Source organism: Paenarthrobacter sp. JL.01a (assembly GCF_025452095.1).
In the GTDB taxonomy this organism is placed as follows: domain Bacteria; phylum Actinomycetota; class Actinomycetes; order Actinomycetales; family Micrococcaceae; genus Arthrobacter.
On the sequence record NZ_CP104877.1, the window covers coordinates 2,497,336 to 2,520,807 of the forward strand.

23 protein-coding genes are annotated in these 23,472 nt (G+C 62.5%); 8 read left to right on the top strand and 15 right to left on the bottom strand.

Annotated features, from left to right (window positions below; all coding sequences use genetic code 11):
* Positions 1-27: 27 nt before the first annotated feature.
* The 3 genes from ruvC to pdxT are packed head-to-tail and all read right to left on the bottom strand — an operon-like array spanning position 28 to position 2,111.
* Complete coding sequence (gene ruvC, locus N5P29_RS11730; protein WP_262275138.1) at positions 28-606, bottom strand: crossover junction endodeoxyribonuclease RuvC; 579 nt, start codon at positions 604-606, stop codon at positions 28-30.
* Positions 607-650: 44 nt separating this feature from the next.
* Positions 651-1,406, bottom strand: coding sequence for a YebC/PmpR family DNA-binding transcriptional regulator (locus tag N5P29_RS11735; RefSeq protein ID WP_262275139.1), 756 nt, complete (start codon positions 1,404-1,406; stop codon positions 651-653).
* A gap of 3 nt (positions 1,407-1,409) precedes the next feature.
* A complete protein-coding gene (gene pdxT / locus N5P29_RS11740) occupies positions 1,410-2,111 on the bottom strand; it encodes a pyridoxal 5'-phosphate synthase glutaminase subunit PdxT (RefSeq protein ID WP_262275140.1) in 702 nt (233 codons plus the stop codon).
* 101 nt (positions 2,112-2,212) lie between these two features.
* Between pdxT and N5P29_RS11745 the strand changes: the two genes are divergently transcribed.
* Together N5P29_RS11745 and N5P29_RS11750 are read left to right on the top strand one after the other, a co-directional pair.
* Complete coding sequence (locus N5P29_RS11745; protein WP_262275141.1) at positions 2,213-3,541, top strand: Mur ligase family protein; 1,329 nt, start codon at positions 2,213-2,215, stop codon at positions 3,539-3,541.
* Positions 3,538-4,308 (top strand): type 1 glutamine amidotransferase, encoded by a 771-nt coding sequence (locus N5P29_RS11750; RefSeq protein WP_262275142.1) that lies wholly within the window; start codon positions 3,538-3,540, stop codon positions 4,306-4,308. The genes N5P29_RS11745 and N5P29_RS11750 overlap by 4 nt, the downstream gene beginning before the upstream one ends.
* Positions 4,309-4,312: 4 nt before the next feature.
* Here the strand turns inward: N5P29_RS11750 and N5P29_RS11755 are convergent, their stop codons facing one another.
* Positions 4,313-5,578, bottom strand: a complete 1,266-nt coding sequence (locus N5P29_RS11755; protein ID WP_262275143.1) for a CapA family protein — start codon at positions 5,576-5,578, stop codon at positions 4,313-4,315.
* Positions 5,579-5,650: 72 nt separating this feature from the next.
* Between N5P29_RS11755 and N5P29_RS11760 the strand changes: the two genes are divergently transcribed.
* The gene (locus tag N5P29_RS11760; RefSeq protein ID WP_262275144.1) at positions 5,651-7,663 is read left to right on the top strand and encodes a M3 family metallopeptidase; all 2,013 of its coding nucleotides are present in this window, start codon (positions 5,651-5,653) and stop codon (positions 7,661-7,663) included.
* Positions 7,664-7,724: 61 nt separating this feature from the next.
* Here N5P29_RS11760 and pdxS read toward each other — a convergent pair whose 3' ends face one another.
* The 7 genes from pdxS to N5P29_RS11795 form a co-directional block, all read right to left on the bottom strand.
* Positions 7,725-8,651 (bottom strand): pyridoxal 5'-phosphate synthase lyase subunit PdxS, encoded by a 927-nt coding sequence (pdxS, locus tag N5P29_RS11765; RefSeq protein ID WP_144658962.1) that lies wholly within the window; start codon positions 8,649-8,651, stop codon positions 7,725-7,727.
* 214 nt (positions 8,652-8,865) lie between these two features.
* Entirely contained in the window at positions 8,866-9,492 is a 627-nt protein-coding gene (gene pgsA, locus N5P29_RS11770) for a phosphatidylinositol phosphate synthase (protein ID WP_262275145.1), read from the bottom strand.
* Positions 9,482-10,075: an HIT family protein gene (locus tag N5P29_RS11775; protein WP_262275146.1), complete on the bottom strand. Its 594-nt coding sequence runs from the start codon at positions 10,073-10,075 to the stop codon at positions 9,482-9,484. The genes pgsA and N5P29_RS11775 overlap by 11 nt, the downstream gene beginning before the upstream one ends.
* Positions 10,076-10,094: 19 nt before the next feature.
* Positions 10,095-12,104: a threonine--tRNA ligase gene (thrS, locus tag N5P29_RS11780; protein ID WP_262275147.1), complete on the bottom strand. Its 2,010-nt coding sequence runs from the start codon at positions 12,102-12,104 to the stop codon at positions 10,095-10,097.
* 129 nt (positions 12,105-12,233) lie between these two features.
* Positions 12,234-15,752, bottom strand: coding sequence for a DNA polymerase III subunit alpha (locus N5P29_RS11785; RefSeq protein ID WP_262275148.1), 3,519 nt, complete (start codon positions 15,750-15,752; stop codon positions 12,234-12,236).
* Positions 15,753-15,756: 4 nt separating this feature from the next.
* Positions 15,757-16,101 carry a DUF6504 family protein gene (locus tag N5P29_RS11790; protein WP_262275149.1) on the bottom strand — a complete coding sequence of 115 codons (345 nt, stop codon included), beginning with the start codon at positions 16,099-16,101 and terminating at the stop codon, positions 15,757-15,759.
* A gap of 80 nt (positions 16,102-16,181) precedes the next feature.
* Positions 16,182-17,243, bottom strand: a complete 1,062-nt coding sequence (locus N5P29_RS11795) for an FAD-dependent monooxygenase (protein WP_262275150.1) — start codon at positions 17,241-17,243, stop codon at positions 16,182-16,184.
* Positions 17,244-17,295: 52 nt separating this feature from the next.
* Between N5P29_RS11795 and N5P29_RS11800 the strand changes: the two genes are divergently transcribed.
* Entirely contained in the window at positions 17,296-17,832 is a 537-nt protein-coding gene (locus tag N5P29_RS11800; protein WP_262275151.1) for a TetR/AcrR family transcriptional regulator, read from the top strand.
* Positions 17,833-17,888: 56 nt separating this feature from the next.
* Entirely contained in the window at positions 17,889-18,278 is a 390-nt protein-coding gene (locus N5P29_RS11805; protein ID WP_262275152.1) for a hypothetical protein, read from the top strand.
* A 21-nt stretch (positions 18,279-18,299) separates the two neighbouring features.
* On the opposite strand, the gene N5P29_RS11810 is transcribed toward N5P29_RS11805, so the two are convergent.
* Positions 18,300-19,046: an SOS response-associated peptidase gene (locus N5P29_RS11810; RefSeq protein ID WP_262278565.1), complete on the bottom strand. Its 747-nt coding sequence runs from the start codon at positions 19,044-19,046 to the stop codon at positions 18,300-18,302.
* Between the two features lie 168 nt (positions 19,047-19,214).
* Between N5P29_RS11810 and N5P29_RS11815 the strand changes: the two genes are divergently transcribed.
* The 3 genes from N5P29_RS11815 (at position 19,215) to N5P29_RS11825 (ending at position 21,335) form a co-directional block, all read left to right on the top strand.
* On the top strand, positions 19,215-19,472 hold the full coding sequence (locus N5P29_RS11815) for a mycoredoxin (RefSeq protein ID WP_018777778.1): 258 nt from the start codon (positions 19,215-19,217) through the stop codon (positions 19,470-19,472).
* Between the two features lie 142 nt (positions 19,473-19,614).
* On the top strand, positions 19,615-20,700 hold the full coding sequence (locus tag N5P29_RS11820; protein WP_262275153.1) for an S-(hydroxymethyl)mycothiol dehydrogenase: 1,086 nt from the start codon (positions 19,615-19,617) through the stop codon (positions 20,698-20,700).
* Entirely contained in the window at positions 20,697-21,335 is a 639-nt protein-coding gene (locus N5P29_RS11825) for an MBL fold metallo-hydrolase (protein WP_262275154.1), read from the top strand. The genes N5P29_RS11820 and N5P29_RS11825 overlap by 4 nt, the downstream gene beginning before the upstream one ends.
* A gap of 60 nt (positions 21,336-21,395) precedes the next feature.
* Here the strand turns inward: N5P29_RS11825 and N5P29_RS11830 are convergent, their stop codons facing one another.
* Genes N5P29_RS11830 through N5P29_RS11840 form a run of 3 tightly spaced genes read right to left on the bottom strand, consistent with a single transcriptional unit; the run spans position 21,396 to position 23,468 of the window.
* Complete coding sequence (locus tag N5P29_RS11830) at positions 21,396-22,145, bottom strand: lipoate--protein ligase family protein (protein ID WP_262275155.1); 750 nt, start codon at positions 22,143-22,145, stop codon at positions 21,396-21,398.
* A complete protein-coding gene (locus N5P29_RS11835) occupies positions 22,145-22,948 on the bottom strand; it encodes a thioesterase family protein (protein WP_262275156.1) in 804 nt (267 codons plus the stop codon). Before N5P29_RS11835 ends, N5P29_RS11830 begins: the two co-directional genes overlap by 1 nt.
* A gap of 31 nt (positions 22,949-22,979) precedes the next feature.
* A complete protein-coding gene (locus N5P29_RS11840; RefSeq protein ID WP_262275157.1) occupies positions 22,980-23,468 on the bottom strand; it encodes a DedA family protein in 489 nt (162 codons plus the stop codon).
* Between the last annotated feature and the right edge of the window lie 4 nt (positions 23,469-23,472).

Consider the following 23,472-nt stretch of genomic DNA (forward strand, 5'->3'; position numbering starts at 1 on the left):
GAATACCCTAGCAAGGACAGCGGGGTATCACCGTGCACGGCGCGCTTTGGCTTCGGCATCCGCCCACGCCTTCTGGGCAGGTGTCAGCGTGCCTCCGCCACCAGCTCCGCCTGCTGTTCCCATTCCGCTTCCGGCCCGCCAGGCGTGCGTCAGGGCAAGGGCGAGGGCATCTGCTGCGTCCGCGGGTTTCGGGGGTGCGTCAAGGCGCAGGATCTTGGTGACAAGCTTGGTGACGGCGTCCTTGTTCGCCGAGCCACTGCCCGTCACCGCGGCTTTCACTTCCGAGGGCGTATGCAGCGCCACCGGGATGCTCCGGCGCGCCGCGGCGGCGATCACCACGCCCGAGGCTTGGGCCACGCCCATGACAGTGCTGACGTTCATCTGCGAAAAGACACGCTCGACGGCGACGACGTCCGGCTTGTGCAGGTCAAGCCACTCGTCGATGGCCTGGGCTATGACCAGCAAGCGCTTGTCCAGGGTCAAGTCGGCGGAGGTACCCACTACCCCAACGGCAACCATGGTCGCACGGCGGTTCCGCTCGATGTCCACTACACCGATGCCGCAACGGGTAAGGCCCGGATCGACTCCCAATACACGAAGAGTCAAGTCCGGGCCTTCCTGTTGATGATCAATACTGAATGCTGCTGCGCCTACTCGGCGTCGAGGGCAGCCTGCACTTCCTCGCTGAAGTCCGCGTTGCTGTAGACGTTCTGGACATCGTCCAGGTCCTCGAGCGCGTCGACGAGCTTCATGAACTTCTTCGCGCCGTCAATGTCGAGGTCGACCTGCATCGACGGAACAAATTCGGCTTCGTCGGTTTCGTATTCGATCCCGGCTTCCTTGAGAGCATCCCGGATGGCTTGGAGATCAGAGGGCTCCGAGTGGATTTCCCAGTTCTCGCCACTGTCCTTGACTTCCTCAGCACCTGCGTCCAGGACGGCCATGAGGATGTCGTCTTCGCTGAGGCCGTTCTTCGGCAGAACCACGACCCCCTTGCGGGCGAACAGGTAGCTGACCGAGCCCGGATCGGCGATGGTTCCGCCGTTGCGGGAGATGGCCAGGCGGACTTCGGAGGCCGCCCGGTTCTTGTTGTCGGTAAGGCACTCGATCAGCAAAGCCGAGCCCTGGGGGCCACGGGCTTCGTACATGATCTCGGTGTAGTCCACGACTTCACCGGTGAGGCCGGCGCCGCGCTTGATGGCACGGTCGATGTTGTCGTTGGGGACAGAAGTCTTCTTTGCCTTGGTGACGGCGAGTTCCAGGCCCGGGTTGCCGGCCAGGTCGGGTCCACCCATACGGGCAGCAACTTCGATGTTCTTGATCAGTTTTGCGAACGACTTTGCACGCCTGCTGTCAATGATGGCTTTTTTGTGCTTGGTGGTCGCCCATTTGGAGTGGCCTGACATGCTTTACGCTTCTCCTCTGATCATTCGAATAAAGAGTTCATGCACACGCTTCTCCCCTGTCACTTCCGGATGGAAGGAGGTGGCCAGCAAACGGCCGGAGCGCACTGCAACAATTCTAGCCACTCCATGCAAAGCGGCGGTGTGGCTGGCGTGGTCGGGATCGACTTGGGCCAGTACGTCCACGCCCTCTCCCACGCGCTCAACCCAGGGTCCGCGGATGAATACTGCGTGAACGGGGTCCACGCCGTCCTGTCCGGCACTGAAGTCCAGCCCCTTGAAATCGAGGTCCGTTTCGAAGGACTCGCGCTGGCGGCCGAAGGCGTTGCGGCGAACAGTGATATCCAGGCCACCGAAGGTCTGCTGCGGGTTTCCCTTGAGGTCGGTGGCGGGGTCGGCAATCTCATTGGCAAGGAGGATCATCCCTGCACAAGAGCCGTACACGGGAAGTCCCTCCGCGATCCGCTGCTGGATCGGTTCGCGGACTTCGAAGATCCGGGACAGTTTGTCAATGGTGGTGGATTCGCCACCGGGGATGATCAGGCCGTCGATGTCATCCAGCTCGGAGGGCCGGCGGATGCCCACACCTGTTGCTCCCGCGGACTCGACGGCGTGGATGTGCTCACGGAAATCGCCCTGGAGTGCCAGAACGCCGATCCGGAGGCCTGCGCCCACGCGTGATGAAGCGTCGGAAAGGGGGTTGGTCATTGATCCATCATAGTGGCCCCGACGCTTCGGGCAGTGCCGGGAAGCAGCCTGGCACTGCTGCGACCCGGGTTCCATGCCGCGACTGGGATATATTACAGAGCATGCTTTCCTACAGCGTCCCCCTCGGCAAGCTGGTCCGCACACTGTCCCGGCTTCGGGGCGGAGGGTCGGCGTTCCCCGGCCTGGTGGTCGAGAAAATTGATCCCCGTTTCATGCAGCGCACGCTGGCGTCATTGCCCCACGGCGTAGCCGTCGTCAGCGGCACCAACGGCAAGACCACCACCACCAAGATGGTGGTGGAACTGCTGGAAAGCCAAGGCCTGAAGGTCTTCACCAACCGCACCGGCAGCAACTTCACCAGGGGGGTGGCAGCATCATTGCTGGGCGAGGTCGACTGGCGGGGCAAGCTCGATGCCGACATCGCAGTCCTTGAACTGGATGAAGCCCACGCCGTGCATTTCGTGAACAAGGTTCCTCCCCGGTTCAGCCTCCTGCTCAATGTCCTGCGCGACCAGTTGGACCGCTTCGGCGAAATCGACAAGACTGCCCGCCTCCTTGAACACATCGCCTCCAGGACGACGGATACGGTGGTCCTGAACCGCGAGGATCCGCGCGTTGCGCGAATCGCCAACACCATCAACAGCCTCGACGCCGTGTATCACCCCAGCGTCCGCTACTTCGGCCTGGACGAATCACTTCGCAGCACCTTTCCCAACGATGACGAGATGCGCTCCGGCAGCGGCCCTTCACCGTCAGGAACGTCGGTGGCCGCAGCGCCCGGCGAGGCAGTCGACTTGCCGGATGCCGACGTCGTACTTCGCCGGGTAGGTGCCCAGGACGCCGACTTCGAGTTCGACGGCAAGACCGTCACCACCACCATGAAGCTGCGCGGGGTCTACAACATCTTCAACGCCGCCGCCGCTTTGTCGCTGACCCGGGCGGTTTTGGGGACCGGCCCCGTGGACACGCCCAGGCTCGTCAAAGCACTCGGTAACGTGGCACCGGCCTTCGGTCGCGGCGAAAGCCTGACAGTGGACGGCCAACCGCTCGAACTGGTGCTGGTGAAGAACCCCAGCGGATTCCGTCTGGGCTTGAAGTCCTTCCCTGCCGGCGGCTACGCGACCATGATCGCCATTAATGACAACTACGCTGACGGCCGGGACATGTCGTGGCTGTGGGACGTCGAATTCGAGTCGCTCCGCGAAGGCGGTGTCGAAGTCCTCACCGGGGTCCGCGCTTACGACATGGCCCTGCGCCTCCAGTACGACGACGTTCCGTTCGGCACGGTTGAACCCGACATCACAGCCGCCTTGCGTACCTTCATCGACGGTTCGCGGGGCAAGCCCAAGCGCATTTTCTGCACCTACACATCAATGCTCGCCATTCGCCGCGAACTCGCCAAAATCACCATAGTTGAGGTGGTCTCATGACCTCGGAAACCCAGCCCCAGGCCGCACCTGGCCAGGCTTCGCAGCCCGGCAAGGGCACCATCCGCGTGCTCCAGCTGTACCCACGGGAAATGAACATCTATGGCGACTGGGGCAACGCCCTGGTCCTCAAGCAGCGCATCAAATGGCACGGCTATACCCCGGAACTGCTGGAGTACAACGTAGGCGATGATTTCCCGGAGGACGTTGACATCATCGTTGGTGGCGGCGGCCAGGACAGCGGCCAGCTGGTCATCCAGGACGACCTCCAGGCCCGCGCGGAGCAATTGCGGGAGCTTGCCGACAACGGCGCGCCCATGCTGGTGATCTGCGGCCTGTACCAACTCTTCGGCAAGTTCTTCAAGACCAGCTCGGGACCCACCATCCCCGGCATTGGAATCCTGGATGTTGAAACCCAGGGCACTGACGAACGCCTGATCGGCAACGTGATCATGAAATCGGCCGAGTTCGGCGACATCATGGGTTACGAGAACCACAGCGGACAGACCACCTTGGGTCCCGGCGTCGAGCCTCTGGGGACCGTCACCAAGGGCGCGGGCAACAACAGCAAAGATGGCCACGAGGGCGCCCGGTACAACAATGTTGTGGCCAGCTACCTTCACGGCTCGCTGCTGCCGAAGAACCCGGCCATCGCGGACTTCCTGATCCGCACGGCAGCAGAACGCAAGTTCGGAACCTTCGTGCCGGGAACGCCCGACGACGACTACGCCCGCCTCGCGCGCGAACACGCCGCGCGCCGCCCACGGTAGGGTTTCACTTCTCCTTGGTGATCAGCAGTTCGTGGGCACCGGCCGTCGCGGCTCCCATGGACTCAACCACGGTTTTGGTTCTTTGGTGGGTTTCGGCGTCGGCCGCGGGCGTGGCACACACGCCCTGCGGTGCATCGCTGGCCACCGAACACCACCGGTAGGGATCACGGACAATCACCGAGGGGGCCCACGCCAGGTCCGAGGCAGTCCAAGTACCGGCGGCATTTTGGCTGAACTGCGCCCTGACCAGCAGTCCTTCATTGTTGACCACGTACCATGGCGACAGTTCCGTGATGCCGTTTCCCAGTCCGTAGACGATCCAGGTGCCTTTGTAGTTTTCGATGGGCAGGACCGAATGGGTGTGGTGTCCGTAGATCATGGTGAACTGGCCACTGTCCACGAGGGCATGGGCGACCTCCTGCTGCTGGGCATTGGGCTCGCTGGCATATTCATCTCCTGCGTGCATCACTCCCAGGACAATGTCCGCACCAAGTTCCCTGGCGCGGGTTGCCTTGGCGATCATTGTTGCCGGGTCCAATTCGTCCACCAGCCAGGGGTATTCCGGGATCTGCCCGTTATGCCCGTAGGTTCCTTCGATGACTGCCACCTTTGCGGCGTCCGTCTGCAGCATCAGGATTTCCTCCGATGCCGCCTCCGTCCGGTAGGAGCCGGTGTGCTTCAGGCCGGCGGCATCGAGGGCATCCAAGGTTCTGAGGAGCCCCTCGGTGCCCCGGTCAATAGTGTGGTTGCTCGCGGTGGTGCAGGCTTGGTAGCCGATGTCTTTGGAGGCCGTGACGATTTGTGGCGGCACATTGAAGGAGGGGTAAGCCGAGAAAGGTCCCTCCGGCGTCGCCACCGGAGTCTCCTGATGGCAGATGGCCAGGTCACTGTTCCTGATGTAGCGCCGCTGCCCTTCGAGAAGCGGAACAAAGGTATAGCCGGGCTGGCCGGCCGCAGCTGCATCGGCCCGTGCCTGCTGCCACAACTGCGTGTGGACCAGCATGTCGCCAGTCACGGTAACCGTAGTGCAACGCAGTTCCGGACAGGCCGGCCCCATCCCTGGGGTCGGGTTGGGGGCGGGAGTACGTGTTGGTGAAGGTGACCCGCCTGCCGGAGCCGATGCCGCCGTGCTTGGCCTGGGATCGTTGTTCTCAGCGATGACCCCGCAGGCGCCCAGGGTCATGGCCACGACCAGTGCGAGTGTCGGCAGCGCTGCCCGTTGCGACCGCTGCCATCCGGTACCAGATGTGATCTTCCCCATGCTTTTCATCCTACGGTGAACACGGGCGGAACCAGGCGTGCCGCCCTTGAGGACACGATCCCTACGTGAAAGAGTCACTTCATGACCAATCCCCTGCTTAGCCCCAGTCCCCTGCCGTACGGACTCCCGCCGTTCGCCGGAATATCGGTCGACCACTACGCCGAAGCAGTAAACGCCGGACTGGCAGCACAGCTGGAGGAGATCAACGACATCGTGGCCAATCCGGAGCCTGCCACGTTCGAGAACACTGCCGTGGCCATGGAGCGGTCAGGCCTTCTCCTGAGCAGGGCTGCGGCTGCCTTCTTCACATTGGTCTCCGCCGATGCCGACGATGACATCAAAGCGCTGGAGACCGAACTGTCCCCGAAGTTCTCGGCTCACCAGGACGCTGTGTTCATGAACCGGGGCCTGTATGAACGCTTCTCAGCCATAGACGTGGCGGGCCTCGATGCCGAATCAACCCGCCTGGTGGAGGAATACCTGAAGGAATTCCGCCAGTCCGGTATCCAACTCGATGACGCCGGGCAGGACCGCCTGCGCCAGGTCAACGCTAAACTCTCACGGTTGGGAACGGACTTTGGCCAGCGGGTCAAAGAGGCGATGAAATCCTCAGCCCTGCTTCTTGACGACGTCGGGGACCTCGCCGGTCTGCCGGAGGAGGACATCGCAGGCGCCGCCGAAGCCGCCAACTCCGCGGGCCATCGCGGGAAGTACCTGCTCACGCTGATTCAGCCCAGTAACCAGCCTGCCCTCGCCTCCCTCGAAAAGCCGGCCATCCGCCGTCGTTTATATGAAGCCTCGCTCGCGCGGGGCACGGCTGGCGGGCCCCTGGACGTCCGTGAACTGGTGTTGGCCACTGTCCGCCTGCGGGCAGAGAAAGCATCGCTGCTTGGCTTTGCCAACTTCGCCGAGCTTGTGGTGGATCAGCAGACGGCCCCGGGATTTGGCGATGTCCAGGCCATGTTGCGCCGGTTGGCACCGGCCGCCGTCCGTAACGCCGAGGCCGAGGCCAAGGCGCTGGCCGAGGCAGCGGGCAGGGAATTGGATCCTTGGGACTGGCCTTACTACTCGGCCCGTGTCCGCAAGGATAAGTTCGAGGTGGACGAACAGGCCCTGCGTCCCTACTTTTCCTTGGAGACAGTGCTCCACGACGGCGTCTTCCATGCCGCCACCCAGCTCTACGGGATCACGTTCGATGAACGTAAGGACCTGGACGGCTACCATCCCGATGTCCGGGTGTGGGAAATCCGCGACGAAGACGGGAAGGGATTGGGCCTCTTCCTTGGCGACTACTACACCAGGGAGACCAAGCGCGGCGGGGCGTGGATGAACTCCCTCGTGGAGCAATCCACCCTCCTTGGCACCCAACCGGTAGTGATCAACAACCTCAACATCACCAAGCCTGCTCCCGGCGAGCCCGCGCTCCTGTCCCTGGACGAAGTCCGGACTGTGTTCCATGAATTCGGCCACGCTTTGCACGGCCTCTTTTCGCAGGTCACCTACCCGCGATTCTCCGGTACCTCGGTGCCCCGCGATTTCGTGGAATACCCTTCACAAGTCAACGAGATGTGGATCATGTGGCCGGAAGTACTGGCCAATTACGCACGGCACCACGTCACAGGTGAGGCACTTCCCCAAAACGTCGTGGACAAGCTCAACGCCTCGTTGTTGTGGGGTGAAGGCTTTGCCACGACGGAGTATTTGGGCGCCGCTCTGTTGGACCTTGCATGGCATGTCTTGTCCGAGGCTGACATACCTGAGGATGTCCTTGCCTTCGAAGCCAACGCCCTTGCCCAGGCATCCATCGCCCACCCCCTGATTCCCCCGCGCTACCGGACCGGTTACTTCCAGCACATCTTCGCCGGCGCCGGTTATGCCGCCGGCTACTACTCCTATATCTGGAGCGAAGTACTGGACGCTGACACGGTGGAGTGGTTCAAGGAAAACGGCGGGCTGAACCGTGCGAACGGCAACCGGTTCCGATCGGAGCTGCTGTCACGGGGCAACAGCCGGGAGCCGTTGGAGTCTTTCCGTGCGTTCCGGGGCCGCGACGCCCGGCTTGAACCCCTGCTGAAGCGCCGCGGACTCGAGTAGTACGACGCCGGGCCGGTCACCTTGGAAGGTGACCGGCCCGGCGTCGTACTGCTTTTGTTTGTTACCAGCCGCGTTCTGCGAGGCGGTGGGGCTCGGGGATTTCGTCGACGTTGATGCCGACCATCGCTTCGCCCAGGCCGCGGGAGACCTTCGCGATCACGTCAGGATCGTCGTGGAAGGTGGTTGCCTTGACGACGGCGGCGGCGCGCTCTGCCGGGTTGCCGGACTTGAAGATGCCCGAACCGACAAACACACCGTCCGCGCCGAGCTGCATCATCATCGCAGCATCAGCTGGCGTCGCGATGCCACCGGCGGTGAACAGCACCACCGGAAGCTTGCCCGTCGCGGCGACTTCCTTCACCAGCTCGTACGGGGCCTGCAGCTCCTTCGCCGCAACGTAGAGCTCGTCCTCGGGAAGGGCCGAAAGCTTCGCGATCTCAGCGCGGATCTTGCGCATGTGACCGGTCGCGTTGGACACATCGCCGGTACCGGCCTCGCCCTTGGAACGGATCATCGCAGCACCTTCGTTGATGCGGCGCAGCGCCTCACCGAGGTTGGTGGCACCACACACGAACGGGACAGTGAAGTTCCACTTGTCGATGTGGTTGATGTAATCCGCCGGGGTCAGGACCTCGGACTCATCGATGTAGTCCACACCCAACGATTGCAGGACCTGGGCCTCAACGAAGTGACCGATACGGGCCTTGGCCATCACCGGAATGGACACCGCGGCAATGATCTGATCAATCATGTCCGGGTCGGACATGCGGGACACGCCACCCTGGGCGCGGATATCAGCCGGAACACGCTCCAGCGCCATGACAGCCACGGCACCGGCGTCCTCGGCGATGCGGGCCTGCTCGACGTTAACGACGTCCATGATGACGCCGCCCTTGAGCATCTCCGCCATGCCGCGCTTAACGCGGCTGCTGCCCGTGACGCTGTTCGCGGACGAACCGGCTTCGTTGCTTACATCTGGTGTAGACACAAAAACCCCTATGGGTAGATAAACGACCTTCTTGCCGGAGGCACGCGCAGCCAACGACCACATTCAGCGCACACCGGGTTTTCAGGTCAAGGTGACCAAGTACTAGTAATAGTAGTCGCAGGATGCATGGCGGAAGTACATTCATTACTGCCTCATAGGGCAACAAACAGGCTTCTGGTAGGACAGCTGCACAAATGGCAGCGGCCGACTCTGGTCAGATGCCAGTTCCCTCGGCTTCAGCCATGGCTTGCCGGCGAACGGTCGCCATTCTCTGGACGATCGTGGCAAAGCTGGCCAGTGCGAGCAGGACAAGGGTCGCGAAAAGAACCACACGGGGAAGTCCCAAGCCGGTCAGGCCGGTAATCAGGAGGACCGAGGCCAACCGTTCGGCACGCTCGGCAATCCCCACGCTGGCGTGATAGCCAAGGGATTCCGCTTTGGCCCGCGCGTAGGAAACCACCATCCCCAGGACCAGGCAAACGACGGCGGCAGTTCCGATCGCCGCATCCCGGCCTCCGGTGAAGAACCAGATGGTGAGACCGGCGAAGATGGCACCATCGGCCAACCGGTCCAACGTGGAGTCAAGGAAGTTTCCCCAGCCACCGCTGCGGCCCTGGAGCCGGGCCATGATGCCATCCACGACGTCCGAGAACGCAAAAACAGCAACGACTACTGAACCCCACCATAGGTGGCCCAGCGGGTACAGGATGAGGCCGCCAAGGACGACACCAGCGGTACCTGCAATGGTGACGGCGTCAGGTGACACACCGATCCGCAGGAGCCAACGCGCCAAGGGGGTAAAGAGTGAAGTGAAGAAGCCGCGCGCATGCCTATTGAGCATTCGACTCCCCAGGCCAGGCTTCAGCCACGAGTTTGCGGACCTCGTCCAGGGTCTGCGTGATGGCTTTGGTCTGGGCGATGATAGGGAAGAAGTTTCCGTCTCCGCCCCATCGTGGAACCACATGCTGGTGAAGGTGGGCGGCGATGCCTGCCCCACCGGTGACGCCTTGGTTCATTCCGAGGTTGAAACCACTCGGGTTGGAAACCTTACGCAGGACCCTCATGGCGGTCTGCGTCAACTCAGCGAACTCAGCGGTCTCTTCCACCGTGATATCCGTGTAGTCCGGCACATGGCGGTAGGGGCAGATCAGCAGATGCCCCGGGTTGTAAGGGAAAAGGTTGAGCACCACGTAGCAGGTCTTTCCCCGGTGGACGATCAAGGATTCCTCGTCCGAGCGGGTGGGGCCTACACAGAACGGGCAGTCATCCTTGTTCTTGAACTGGTCCTGCCCGCCCTTGATGTACGCCATGCGGTGCGGAGTCCACAGGCGCTGAAACGCATCCGGAACGCCTGCGAGTCCGAAATCATCGGTTACGTCTGCGTCGCCCGGGATGTCAGCTGCCGCGCCTGTGTTCTCCTGCACCGTCACTGTTTCCGTTCCGTCAGCTCTCGCGGTTCTTCACGGCGTCAACGATCCTGCGGACCGCCTCTTCGACGGGGACGCCGTTGTCTTGGCTGCCGTCACGGAAACGGAATGACACGGCGCCAGCTTCGGCGTCCTCACCGCCGGCAATGAGCACGAAGGGAATCTTGTCCTTGCTGGCAGTGCGGATCTTCTTCGGGAAGCGATCCGAGGAAATGTCCACCTCGGCGCGGATACCTGCAGCCTTGAGCTGCCCCACGACGTCGAACATGTAGTCGTTGAACGCTTCGGCAACGGGAATGCCCACTACCTGGACCGGGGCGAGCCAGGCCGGGAATGCTCCGGCGTAGTGCTCCGTGAGGACACCCATGAAGCGTTCAACCGAACCGAAGAGGGCACGGTGGATCATGACGGGACGCTGGCGCGTTCCATCGGCCGCCTGGTATTCCAGTTCGAAGCGCTCAGGCAGGTTGAAGTCCAGCTGGATCGTGGACATCTGCCAGGTGCGGCCCAGGGCATCCTTAGCCTGCACCGAGATCTTCGGGCCGTAGAAGGCCGCTCCACCCGGATCCGGCACGAGCTCCAGTCCGGAGGCCTCCGCTACCTCGGCCAGTGTCCGCGTGGCTTCTTCCCACGTGGCGTCGTCCCCAACGAACTTTTCTTCGTTCTTGGTGGAGAGCTCCAGGTAGAAGTCGTCCAGACCGTAGTCCTTGAGCAGGCCGAGAACGAAGTTCAACGTCGTGGTGAGCTCGTCCTTCATCTGCTCGCGGGTGCAGTAGATGTGGGCATCGTCCTGTGTCATGCCGCGTACGCGGGTCAGTCCGTGCACGACGCCGGACTTCTCATAGCGGTACACCGAGCCGAACTCGAAAAGGCGCAACGGAAGTTCGCGGTACGAACGGCCGCGCGAGCGGAAGATCAGGTTGTGCATGGGGCAGTTCATCGGCTTCAGGTAGTAATCCTGGGCCGGCTTCCGCACGGTGCCATCCGGGTTGAGCTCGGCGTCCACCTGCATCGCCGGGAACATGCCGTCCTTGTACCAGTCAAGGTGGCCGGAGACCTCGTAAAGGTGCCCCTTGGTGATGTGCGGGGTGTAGACGAATTCGTAGCCGGCGTCCACGTGGCGCTTGCGCGAGTAGTCCTCCATCTCCTTGCGGATGATGCCGCCCTTGGGGTGGAAGACAGGCAGGCCGGAGCCAAGCTCATCCGGGAAGGAGAAGAGGTCCAGCTCGACGCCAAGCTTGCGGTGGTCGCGGCGTTCGGCTTCGGCGATGCGCTCCTGGTAAGCCTTGAGGGCTTCCTTGGTAGGCCATGCCGTTCCGTAGATGCGCTGCAGCTGCTGGTTGTTCTGGTTGCCCAGCCAGTAGGCAGAGGACGAACGGGTCAGTGCGAAGGCGTTGGAGATGATCTTGGTGTTGGGCAGGTGGGGGCCGCGGCAAAGATCGCACCAAACGGAGTCTCCGCTCTTGCGGTCAACGTTGTCATAGATGGTGATGTCACCGACGCCCACCTCCACGTTGACACCTTCCGCGGCGTCCGCGGCATCGTTTTTCTTGCCGAGCAACTCAAGCTTGTAGGGCTCGTTGGCCATGGCCTGGCGGGCTTCTTCTTCGGTGACAACGCGGCGGACGAACTTCTGGTTCTGGTTGATGATCTTCTGCATCATCTTTTCCAGCTGGCGCAGGTCTTCCGGGGTGAACGGCTCAGCGACGTCGAAGTCGAAGTAGAAACCGTCGGTGATGTAGGGACCGATGCCAAGCTTGGCGTCCGGGCGCAGCTGCTGCACTGCCTGGGCCATGACGTGGGCCGTGGAGTGGCGGAGGACGTTGAGTCCGTCCGGGGATTCAATGGTGACGCCCTCGACGTTCGCACCGTCGGAAAGGGGCTGGTCGAGGTCCTTGAGCACACCGTCAACACGGGCTACAACAACGTCGCGGCGCTCGAAGAAGAGTTCCGCGCCGGTAGTCCCTTCCGTCACCTTGGTCTCTTCGCCATCGACGATGAGGGTGATCTGTTGGGCATCTGACACGGGTGTCTCCTATTCATAGTGAAGGCTTCATAGCTTGTGGCGTACGGGGACCACAGCCAGCCACCGTCAATCGTATCCGCTTCGGCGAGGGCGGCCAAAGCAGCGCGCCGGGCCGGGATTGAGGGACGTTCAGCTTCCCAACCCAGTGATGGCAAGGTTCCTGGAGATGCCGTGAAGGGGTCCGTGCTGCGTGTATTCGGCCGGTGGTTGTTCATCGCCGCGAAGGATCTCCGGGAACGGCAAGGTTTCGGGCCTGCCAAGGTCCCAAGCCTTGCTCGCGCTGAGACTGATGCCTTTGGGACCTGTCCGCCTGGTGGTTCCGCGGATCAGCAGGAGGCGTGTTCCGAACAGCAAAGGCCCCGATTCTTCCTGGGCTTCATGGAAGAAGACCGAATCGACGCATCCAGTGCCGTCGTCGATGCTGATGAAGACAACACGCCTTCCTCCCCGCATGGGTGGGGTCTGGGTTGCAATGCGGACACCGGCAACCAGTACTTCTGTTCCGTTACGCAGGCCCAGGAGTTTGTCGGCGGTTGTCACACCCAATTTATCCAAGAGCGGGCGGTGGCTCTCCATCAGGTGTTCACTGACGTCAACGGCCATCAGATCAAGTTCTGCCCTGACGTTCTCCACCATGGTTGGCTCGGGAAGTTCCGGGGCGATGTTCCTCAGCTCAACATCCCCCAGGGCGAATGACAATTGCCCATCGATGACGCCGTTCTGCTTCTTGGAGGGACTGCTTTGCAGAGCCTGGAGATGCTGCACCAGATCGGCCCGGTTGGCAGTTCCACCGGAATCTTTATGAAGGGCATCGAAGGCGCCGAGTTGAGCCAGCCTTTTGATGTTCGGCTTGCTGACCCTCGCCCTGGTGCGCAGGTCAGCCAATGAATCGAAAGGTTGGCCAGCCACAACTCTCTTCAGTTCGGCTCCCGAGAACCCGTAGATCCCTGAAAGGCTCAGCCGGATTCCAAGCTTTCCGCGATCAGCTCCTTCAAGGATCTTTTCCACCCTGTATTCGGCCTGGCTTCGGTTGATGTCCAAGGGAAGGATGGGAATGCCTAGACGGCGCGCTTCAGCCACCAACAGCCGTTTGGGGTACATACCGGGATCGTGCTCCCAGAGCCCGGCAAGGAAGGCTTCTGGATGATGGGCTTTAAGCCATGCCGATTGATAGGTAGGCACTGCAAAGGCCGCCCCATGGGCTTTGCAGAAGCCAAAGCTTCCAAAAGCTTTCAGCGTCCCCCAGACTTTGTCCACGACCTCAGGCGTGTAATTTCTGATGGCCTCACGACGGAAATAGCTCTCCACTTCAGGTTCCCGGATTTCATCGCCAAGGGCCCTGCGGAATTCATCGGCCCTGGCTAACCCGCACCCTGTCATGACATCGAAGGTCTTGAGTATCTGCTCGTGGAACACCGTCACTCCATGCGTTTCCTGCAGCACGGGTTTGAGGTCCGGATGCGGGTAGACCTCCGGCGCGAAACCATGCCTGTGTTCAAGGAAGGGGCGCACCATGTCCGATTTCATCGGGCCTGGACGGAACAACGAAATGTCGATGATGAGGTCATTGAATTCGCGTGGAGCCATCTTTCCTATGAGCTCCCGTTGACCCGGCGACTCGATCTGGAAGCACCCCAAGGTGTGGGTGCTCCGAATCAGGTCGAAGGTTGGCTCGTCGTCGAACGGGACGTCGTTGAGCTCGATCCGGCCGTCTTCGCCGATGTAGTCAGGTCCTGTGCCTTCAGGTCCCAAAGGGTGGTTTCCTGCTGCAACCACCTCAGCTTTGGAAGGATGGAGCCGAATTACTTCGCGCACCGCGAAGGCCATGGCACTTTGCATTCTTACGCCCAGGACATCCAGCTTGAGCATGCCCATGGGATCCATGTCATGTTTGTCGAACTGGCTCATGGGCAGGCCCAGGCCGCTGGGCTGGACAGGGGTCCGGTCAAGGAGTGTTGCATCCCCCAGAATCACTCCACAAGGGTGCATGGAGATATGCCGGGGCAAACGGTCAAGTCTTTCAGTCAGATCCACCAGGAGATCGAGTTGCTGGTTCTCTTCCATTCCGCCGCGTTCTACACGGCCGGCAAAGTCGCGGAGTTCGGGCTTCTCCACCAGCGCTTCGCGGAATTTTCGAGCTGAGAACCTCCAGAGCTGCTTGGCGATATCGCCGACCTCGCCCTCGTCCATTCCCAGCGCCATTCCCGCGTCCCTGACAGCGCCGCGGGCCCTGTAGCCGTTTTGCATGCTCATGAGCGTGACCCGCTCAGCCCCGAACCGGTCGAAGATCTTCCGGTAGACGTTGTGCCGTTCCGCGCTTTCGACGTCGATGTCGATATCAGGCAGGGTGGAGCGGCGTCCGGAGAGAAAACGTTCAAAAATGAGATCGTGGCGGATGGGATCGACCTGGCTGATGTCGATCAGGTAATTGACCAGGCTTGAGGCCCCTGAGCCCCGGGCAGCAACCCTGACCCCCATACCAAGGATCATCCGCGAAACCTCAGCCACAGTGAGGAAGTAGGAGCCAAAGCCCAGTCTGCCGATGATCCCCAGCTCGTGCTCCAGCCGCGAGCGCAGCCGCTTTTCCGCACCACCGCTGATACCCGCGAATCGCCTGTTGATTCCGGCTTCACAGCGTTGGGCCAATTCCAGCATGGGATCGTTGTCGATGCCAATGATGGATGCCTCCGGGACGACAGGCTTTTTCCACCCCATGTCCAGGATGGGGTCGGTGCGGCATTTGTCCGCGAGCGCTTCGGTGTTGGCGAGCAGTTTGCTGAGCCCGGCTTGCCCCAGGCCGGCGGCGGTCATGATTTCCTTGCCGAGCTGGAGCATGTGGCGGGGGCTCTTCAACCAGCCCTGCCCTGTGGGTTGGAGGTGACCGGCTGGTTGGAGCATTGGCTCTGAGGAGAGTTCGGGGAGGGACTTCAAGGTGCGTGCCGAGTCCAGGACATCAGCGGTTGCTGCCCCGTCCTGGGCGCAGTAGCGCACGGCGTTGCTGAGAATGGCGGGGACGTTGTATTCGAGGGCAAGTTTGAGCATGCGTACGGCATGTGCCGTGCTGAGGGGCTCCCCTGGTGCGCTGAGGTGGGAAACGATCTCGGCTACCACGGTGCCGGCCGGCAACGCGTCGATCCATTGTTTGAAGAGGGTTCTTGGCCTGAGGTATTTGCGCCCACCCATGGCCCGTCCGACATCCGAGTCTGGTCCGATCAGTACGGTCAACACGGGCTTTAGTGTTGTGGGGTCCAAGGTTCTGGAAGCAAGTTCAGCGCGGGTTACTGCAACGGGGACAACTCCCCCGGCTTTGCCAGAGGTGCGGGCATGGGCATCGGATACTAAGCGGCATAGTGCGCGGTATCCTGCCCCGTTGTTGTGCCCGTGGGCCAGTACGACGACGCGGCCCGCGACTTGGGTGCGGTGGTCGCCGTCGTCGTCGAAAACTGCCAAGTCCACACCGACGATGGGATCGATACCTGCATCCATGCAGGCTTTGAGATGTTTAACTGTGCCGTAGAGTCCGTCCCTGTCTGTGCAGGCGAGCGCTGTTGCTCCGTCGGCTGCTGCGGTCTGGGCGAGTTCGTCGGGCCAGGAGACCCCATAGTGTGCGCTGAATGCGGTGGAGACGTGCAGATGGGTGAAGCTCAAGGTTTCACGCTGCTTCGTCGGGTTCCACCGCGCGGGCTGGTGCGGCGTCATGGATTCGTAGGAGTCGCCAACGGCCGCTGCCTACGTGCCGGACAAGGTCAAGGGTGATGGTGTGGTTCTCTTTTTGCCCGGCCTGCAGTGGGTGAAGCTGGACGCGCCAGATCTCGTGGTCGACAAGGCCTGCCCCTGTACCGATGGGTGCGCGGTTCTCCTCGGCCCACCATTGGCGGCGTTCGAACCACCGGACCGGTTCGTTGGTGACGGTGTACAGGATCCCCTTCCACTGGACTTCCTGCGGCTGGCCTGTTTCCGTGCAGTTGACCACTACGGACTCGCTGAACAGCCCCATTTCACACCTCATAACGCCGATTGAATTGATTCGAAAGTATGTTCGAATAAATCCAGTTTACGCCGACGTCGGGGCAAAACCTACTTCGAAGTTCCACTCCGTGCAGAAGCCTTGGCTACACGCTTTCCGACCCGTTTCAGCAGCCCGTCGCGCCACGGTTGCATCCCCTGCGCCAATGCGACGCTTCCCATGAGGGCCGAGGCGAGCCTGAGCTGCTGGGTGCGCAACACGCGCTTCCTGTCGTAGGCGGCGAGCGCTTCCTCCTTCGGCAGTTCATTCAGGAGGTTTCCCAGGCTGACGGCGTCGACCAGCGCCTCGCAGGCACCCCGGCCGAGGTTCGGTGTCATGGCATGGCCGGCATCCCCCACGAGGACCACATTTGTTCTTGAATACCGGGCCAACGGCGGAGCCGTCCAGATGCGCTGCGCCAAGGAGTTCCCAGGGGTCGCCTGGCGCAGAACATCCCTGACAGCTTCCGAGTAATTGCCGTACCTGTCCCGGGTAAGCTCAAGCGCTTCCGGGACGTCCACCTTCTCCGGTCCCAGATCAGAGCGGAAGGAGGCGTACCAGTTGGTTCCGCCAACAGCCGGGGCCAGCCCAAAGATCTCTCCCTTGCCCCAGTATTCGCCAACATCCCCGGGAACGGGCGTGCCGGGAACAACTCCCCTGACGGCCAGGAAAGGGGTGGGCCGGGCCGCGCTCCGTCGGCCCCAGAATTTTCGCCGGACAATACTGTTGACCCCGTCCGCGCCCACTGTCAGCCAGGCATTCTCGGCAATGACCTCGGCTCGTTGGTAAACACGTTCCACGGACGCGGGCACGGCGGAATCGAGGAGCTTCAGGAGTTCGGGCCGGGCTATGCCGACCAACCCTTCGCCCTCAACGGCCAGCAGGGCCGCACCCGAGGGATCACGCAGGGCTCCGGCGGTAATGATGGATCCCCGGCTTCGAACAGCGCCGAGTATCCCGATTTCAGACAAAGCGCGTTGGGCCCCGGGCCACATGGCCAGGGTTGTTCCCACGGCGGGCAGTTCGGGCCTCTGCTCGTACACCGTTACATCAAACGTGCCCGGGTCCAGCCGCGCTGCGAGCGCCAGGCCAGCTATACCTCCACCGATGATGTCCACCTTTTTCATGCCCAAACTCTACTACTACATTTGTAGTAGCAGTAGGGGTGGGAGCTAGACTTTCGCCATGCCCGATCGACGAACCCAGTTAGCCGATGCCGCGCTCGCCGTCGTCGCCGCCCAAGGCCTTAAGGGCCTCACGCACCGTTCCGTCGACGCACAAGCCGGAGTCGCCGTCGGGACAACCTCGAACTACTTCCGCAACCGTGCCGCCCTGGTGGGTGCCGCCGTCGACCGCGTTGAAGAGCTGGACACCCTCCTGCTGCAGCAGGGCGCCCAGGAACGCCCGACGTCGACCACGGCAGTGGCGCAGCAGCTCGCCGGAGCGGTCATGGGACTCGCGCAGGAAAACGCAGGACTGACGAGGGCACGCTTCGTTTTCGCGCTGGACCAGCCGGAGGTAGTGGCGGCCGGACACGAGCGGCTGGTATCGGCGTTGGCACAGCTGCTCGAGGCCATGGGGGTGACGGAACCGAGGGCGCGGGCAGAAGCGGTTTCCGATTACAGCGACGGCCTGGTCCTGCACCTGCTGACCTCGAGGAAGGGCCAGGGCATCAGCAAGGAAAGGGTGGCGGAAAACATCCAGCGGCTCTTGGAGGCCTGAGCGAAGGATCACCTGCAGGGGTGGACGGCAGCGGGTCCGCAGAGCAGGATTGTGCCATGAGTACCAATGAGGCATTCCTGAAGAAGGTCAACATCTCAGCCGCTGATGACAACCTGGTGGCGAGGTTCGAAATTGACGGCAACATTCCAGGCTCCGGCGCTTATGTCGTGGGCCTTGTTGCTGCCAGTGAAGACTACTCCTCGCAGCGAAGGCTCGGCATCGAGTTCATGAACGGCGAGGCTATCTCGTTCTACTCCTTCAACCATTCCCTCAGCGCGGAGGAAAACTACGACATCAAAGGCGTAGAGCACTCCGGCAACGTCATCACCGGGAACTTTCCCATGTCCGCCATCCACGGACTCGGCAAAAGCCACGTGATGACGGCGTTCAGTGAAGCTGATGGCCGTGAGTTCCAATCAGGCGTGCCCGTCAACGAAGCCCTCTGAAGCCTGGAAATCCTCTGAAGCCTAGAACAGGCCCTCCACGGGTTCGATAAGCTCCGGCGAGTTGTTACGGACATTCCCGACGGCGGCCCCCACCGGGTCCAGCGTCCAATCGGCAGCGGCATCGTGCGCCCGGGAGCGGACCAGGTCCACAAGGCCTGCGGCGTCCTTTTCCCGCGGATCGAGCCACGCTTCCATCGTCTCTGTGCTCATGGGCAGGGGGACGCGGTCGTGCAGGGATGTCAGTTCATCGAACACCGAAGCGCTGCGTCGCGTTCGTGCCGAATCCGCCGTCGGAGTATCCGCGGTCAGGATGGACATGGACAACAACCAACGGGCGGGATCGTCCGGGGACGCACTCTGGTCCCGCCACCACTCATACAAACCGGCGAACACCAGGCCGTGCCCATCTACGGGGTGGACGTAGTACGGCTGCTTGTTCTTGCCCTCGCCCTTCTTCCACTCGTAATAGCCGTCCGCCGGCACCGCGCATCGTCGGGCTACGACAGCCTTCTTGAAGGAAGGCTTCTCCAAAAGGGTTTCACTGCGCGCGTTGATCAAGCGGGCACCACCCTTGGGATCCTTGGCCCAGGAGGGCACCAATCCCCACTTGGCCACGTGAAGCTGCCTCTTGACGTCGTCATCGACCAACCGCTCAAGGACGATCGGGACCGCGTCCGTCGGGGCAACGTTCCACGACTTCTCCAAGGCAATCTCGTTCTCAAGCTCAGCGTCGAAGACGGCGAGCAAATCTCCCACCGCACGGGCCATCACGTAACGTCCACACATGCCAACAGTCTGCCCTTTACCCCGAAATGACACCAGCGCATCCGTGTGACGTAGCGCGGATCCGCAGCCACATGGGAATTATTCTGCGCCGGGTTACCGTTGTTAGGAACGAAACACCCCGCGCAAACAACCACAATTGAGGAGAGCTCCGTGGACTTCACTCCCGACTCCGGCACCATCACCATGTTCTCGACCACCTGGTGCGGTTACTGCAACCGCCTGAAGAAGCAGCTCGATGCCAAGGGCATCGGCTACACCGAGATCAACATCGAAGAAGTCGATGGCACGGCCGAACTCGTCGAGCAGCTCAACGGAGGCAACCGCACCGTCCCCACCGTGCTCTTCCCGGATGGCACGGCTGCCACCAACCCCTCAGCCTCCGAGGTCGAGAGCCGCCTCGCCGCCTAAGGTGTGGCCGTAACCGGCGCAGGGCCCGCACGGAACAAACCACGTAGTGTCTGTCACCTGTGATAGACAGAGTGGGAATCCGTAGCGGGCCCTGCTGCATTAACCGGGCCCGCCCTCCGCGAGTCCGAAGGGAACCACCTCAATGGTCCACGCAGTCAAAGGCGTCGTCGTCCGCTCCAAGGGCACACCCGCAACCCTCGAAACCGTCCTTGTTCCCGAACCCGGCCCGGGCGAGGCCCTGGTGGACATCCTCACCAGCGGCGTCTGCCACACCGACCTCCACTACAAGCTTGGGGGCATCAGCGACGACTTCCCGTTCCTGCTCGGCCACGAGGCTACCGGCGTCGTCAGCGCAGTGGGTCCGGACGTCACCGACGTCGCACCGGGCGACCGTGTCGTCCTGAACTGGCGCGCCGTCTGCGGCAACTGCCGCGCCTGTAAGCGCGGCGAACCCCAGTACTGCTTCAATACCCACAACGCCACCCAGAAAATGACCCTTGAGGACGGCACGGAACTGTCCCCGGCACTGGGCATCGGCGCTTTCATCGAGAAGACCCTCGTCGCCGCCGGACAGTGCACCAAGGTCGACCCCGACGCCGATGCTGCTGCCGTAGGCCTGCTCGGCTGCGGTGTCATGGCAGGTCTCGGCGCCGCCCTGAACACCGGAGGCGTCAAGCGCGGCGACTCAGTGGCCGTCATCGGCTGCGGCGGCGTAGGCGTGGCAGCCATCGCGGGCGCGACGCTCGCAGGCGCAACCACCATCATCGCCGTCGACATCGACGCCAAGAAGCTCGAACGCGCAAAGGACCTCGGCGCGACGCACACGGTTGATTCATCGGCAGGAGACCCGGTCGAAGAAATCCGTGCTCTCACTGGCGGCTTCGGCGCAGACGTGGTGATTGACGCCGTCGGACGCCCCGAAACGTACAAGCAGGCCTTCTACGCGCGCGACCTCGCAGGAACCGTGGTCCTCGTTGGCGTTCCCACACCGGAGATGACCCTGGAACTGCCCTTGTTGGACGTGTTCGGCCGCGGCGGCTCCCTCAAGTCGTCCTGGTACGGCGACTGCCTGCCCTCTCGCGATTTCCCCATGCTGGTGGACCTCTACAAGCAAGGCAAGCTGGACCTCGACGCCTTCGTCACCGAACGGATCTCCATCGAGCAGGTGGAAGAAGCTTTCGACAAGATGCACCACGGCGCAGTCCTGCGATCGGTGGTTGAGCTGTGAGCGCCGCCAACCTCACGATCGAAAATGTCGTCACGTCCGGGACGTTCTCGCTGGACGGCGGCACCTGGGACGTGGACAACAACGTCTGGATCATTGGGGACAATTCCGAATGCATCGTCATAGACCCCGCCCACAACCCCGCCGCGATTGTGGACGCCGTCAACGGCCGGACCGTCAAAGCCATCCTGCTCACCCACGGGCACGATGACCACATCCGGTACGCAGGCGAGTTCCGCGAACTCGTCAAGGCACCGGTCTACCTGCACAAGGAAGACTGGATGCTTTGGCACGACGTCTTCCCCGGGGTCGATCCTGACAACTCCATCTCGGACGGAGACACCTTCGATGTCGCCGGCGGAACGCTCAAGGCCGTCCACACGCCAGGACATTCACCTGGCTCGGTGTCGTTCCACCTGCCCAGTGAAAGCACCCTCTTCAGTGGGGACACACTCTTCCAAGGCGGCCCGGGAGCAACGGGGCGTTCCTACAGCGACTTCCCCACCATCATCGAGTCCATCAGGACCAAACTCCTGACACTGCCGGAGGAGACTGTGGTCCGCACCGGCCACGGAGACAGCACCACGATCGGCGCGGAGAAGCCGCAGCTCGATGAGTGGATAGCCCGCGGCCACTGAGAGTGGTCTGTGCTCAGCTGCCCCATCCGCAGCTGAGCACAGACCAGGGTAACGGGGTGATCAGCCCAGGAGGGTGCGGAAGTCGCCGTCGACGACGTCCGCATAGCTGCGGTACGCCTCGACAACCGCCGCCTCCACGGTGGTTACGTCAAGGTGGGGCAGCAAGTCGTTGGCGGCGCCGGCCGTCGCGGGATCCCAATCCAGGCCCAGCACCTCATAGCTGGCCGCCAGGACATCACGGATGGGACCGGAATTCTCCACCACCACCACGGAGCTGAACAACCAGCCGCCGGCCACAACGCGTTGGGCGGTGCCGATCAGTTTGATCCGGTGCGCGGGAAAGTCAGGGTCCTCTCCGTGGACGCTGAACTCGCCGGGGCAGTACTCCCCGGGGATCTCGCCGACGGCGGCATGGACACCGACGCTGCGCAGAGCGCCCGCCAACAGCTCGCCGAACTCGGAGAAACGCGCCTTTGCTCGGACGATGGCGTCGGGGTGCGGCTCAATGTGGTCGATCACCAGCGTCCCTTGGTGATAGGCGGCCGCCCTGCCACCGGCCTTCCGGATGAGCGGCTCAAAGCCACGCTCCCTGCACGCTTCTTCGGCTGCGGCGAAGCCCGGCAGGTTGGCATCCCGCTGGCCGAAAGCAACCGTGGGTTGCGGCCGGTACAAACGAAGCGAGGGCCCGAGCTGACCGCCGCGGGCACGCTTGAGCAGCTGCAGGGCAAAGTCGAGGTCTCCTGCAGCGCCCAGGGACGCCTGTTGCCGGTAGACGGTGAGCTGTTTGCCTGGGGCGGCGGCTTCGTGCATCAGCTCTTCCTCAACGTCAGGATCTGCTCGGCCCTGCCGAACGGCCCATCAATGTCGTGCAACACTGTCGACGTCAAACCAATGCCATCGGCGCCGAAAGAGACCTTATTGTCCAGTCCAAGCCATTCGCCCGCCGGTGCGCGGTACATGTGGATCTGCAGGTCCACGTTCGGGAAGATGTAACTGTCTTTGCCAGGAGGGACACGCGCAGCGATGCCGTTGGCCGTGTCCACGAGGCCCATCAACCGCGCAAGGTCAGTGCTGTCTGCCCGATTCGTCAGGGGGTGCGAGGTCCGGATCCACACCCTGCCCGATCCCGGGCGGTGCCCTTCGGCGATGCGCATCTCCAGGGAGCGGATGTATCCGCCCGGCCAAACACTGGCCCCGTCCCAGGGCTTGCATTCATCAGGTGCGGGCATTGGTTCGTCCTCGACCGCGGCCACAGCGCTGGTATCGCTCGTGATCATGCGCCAGGCGGCGGCCCGGATGGCTACGCGCCCTCCGGCGAAAAGCTCGGCCTGGATCAGTTCAATGGTCTTCCCCGGCCTCAACGTCGAGGTGGTGATCTGAAACTCTCCGCCAGGGATCAGGCCAAGGATTTCGTAGCTGATCCGGGCAAGCCGGACATCATCCCTGGGCTCATGCCGCACAAGGGCATCGGCGAGGATTCCCGAGGCCGGCGCCATGTGTTGTTCGTGAGGATTCCAAGCGCCTTGGGCATGAATCGTGGAACGGAAACGGCCACCGCCCAACGATTCGTAATAGAAAACGCCGTCCGCCAGTTCCGGTAATGCAGTAGTCAACCCGAGCCTTTCGCCGATGCAGCAGTAGAACTCAGACCACTGTATCCGCTGATTTGCCTGCCGCCCGACGCTTGCGGATCACAACGATCCAGACAACCAAGGCAGCCGCCACGGCGATGCCCACCGCGGCCCCAACCGGCGACCCCGCGGCAACCGCCAGCCAGGCCTCCAAGGCCGCAAGTCCGATGGTGGCGTACAGGAGCGCCCAAACGATGGACCCGATAATGGCCGCGGGGAGATATCTCCGAAGGGGCATGCGCGCGGCGCCGGCCGCCAGATTGATCGCGGTCTGGAGGCCGATGGTGAGGAAGGAAAGAACGACGGCGTAGGGTCCCCACCGCTGGATGAGGGCTTGGGCCCGGGCTGCTTTGGGGCGTTGGAGCGAGGTCCCGTAACGGGTGTGCGCGAATCCGGCGACAGCTCCACGGCCGATCCAATACGTGACATTGACGCGGATCATGACAATCGCGAAGAGCGTTGCAAGGGCAACGCCGAAGGGCAAACTCATGATCTGGTCCACGCGA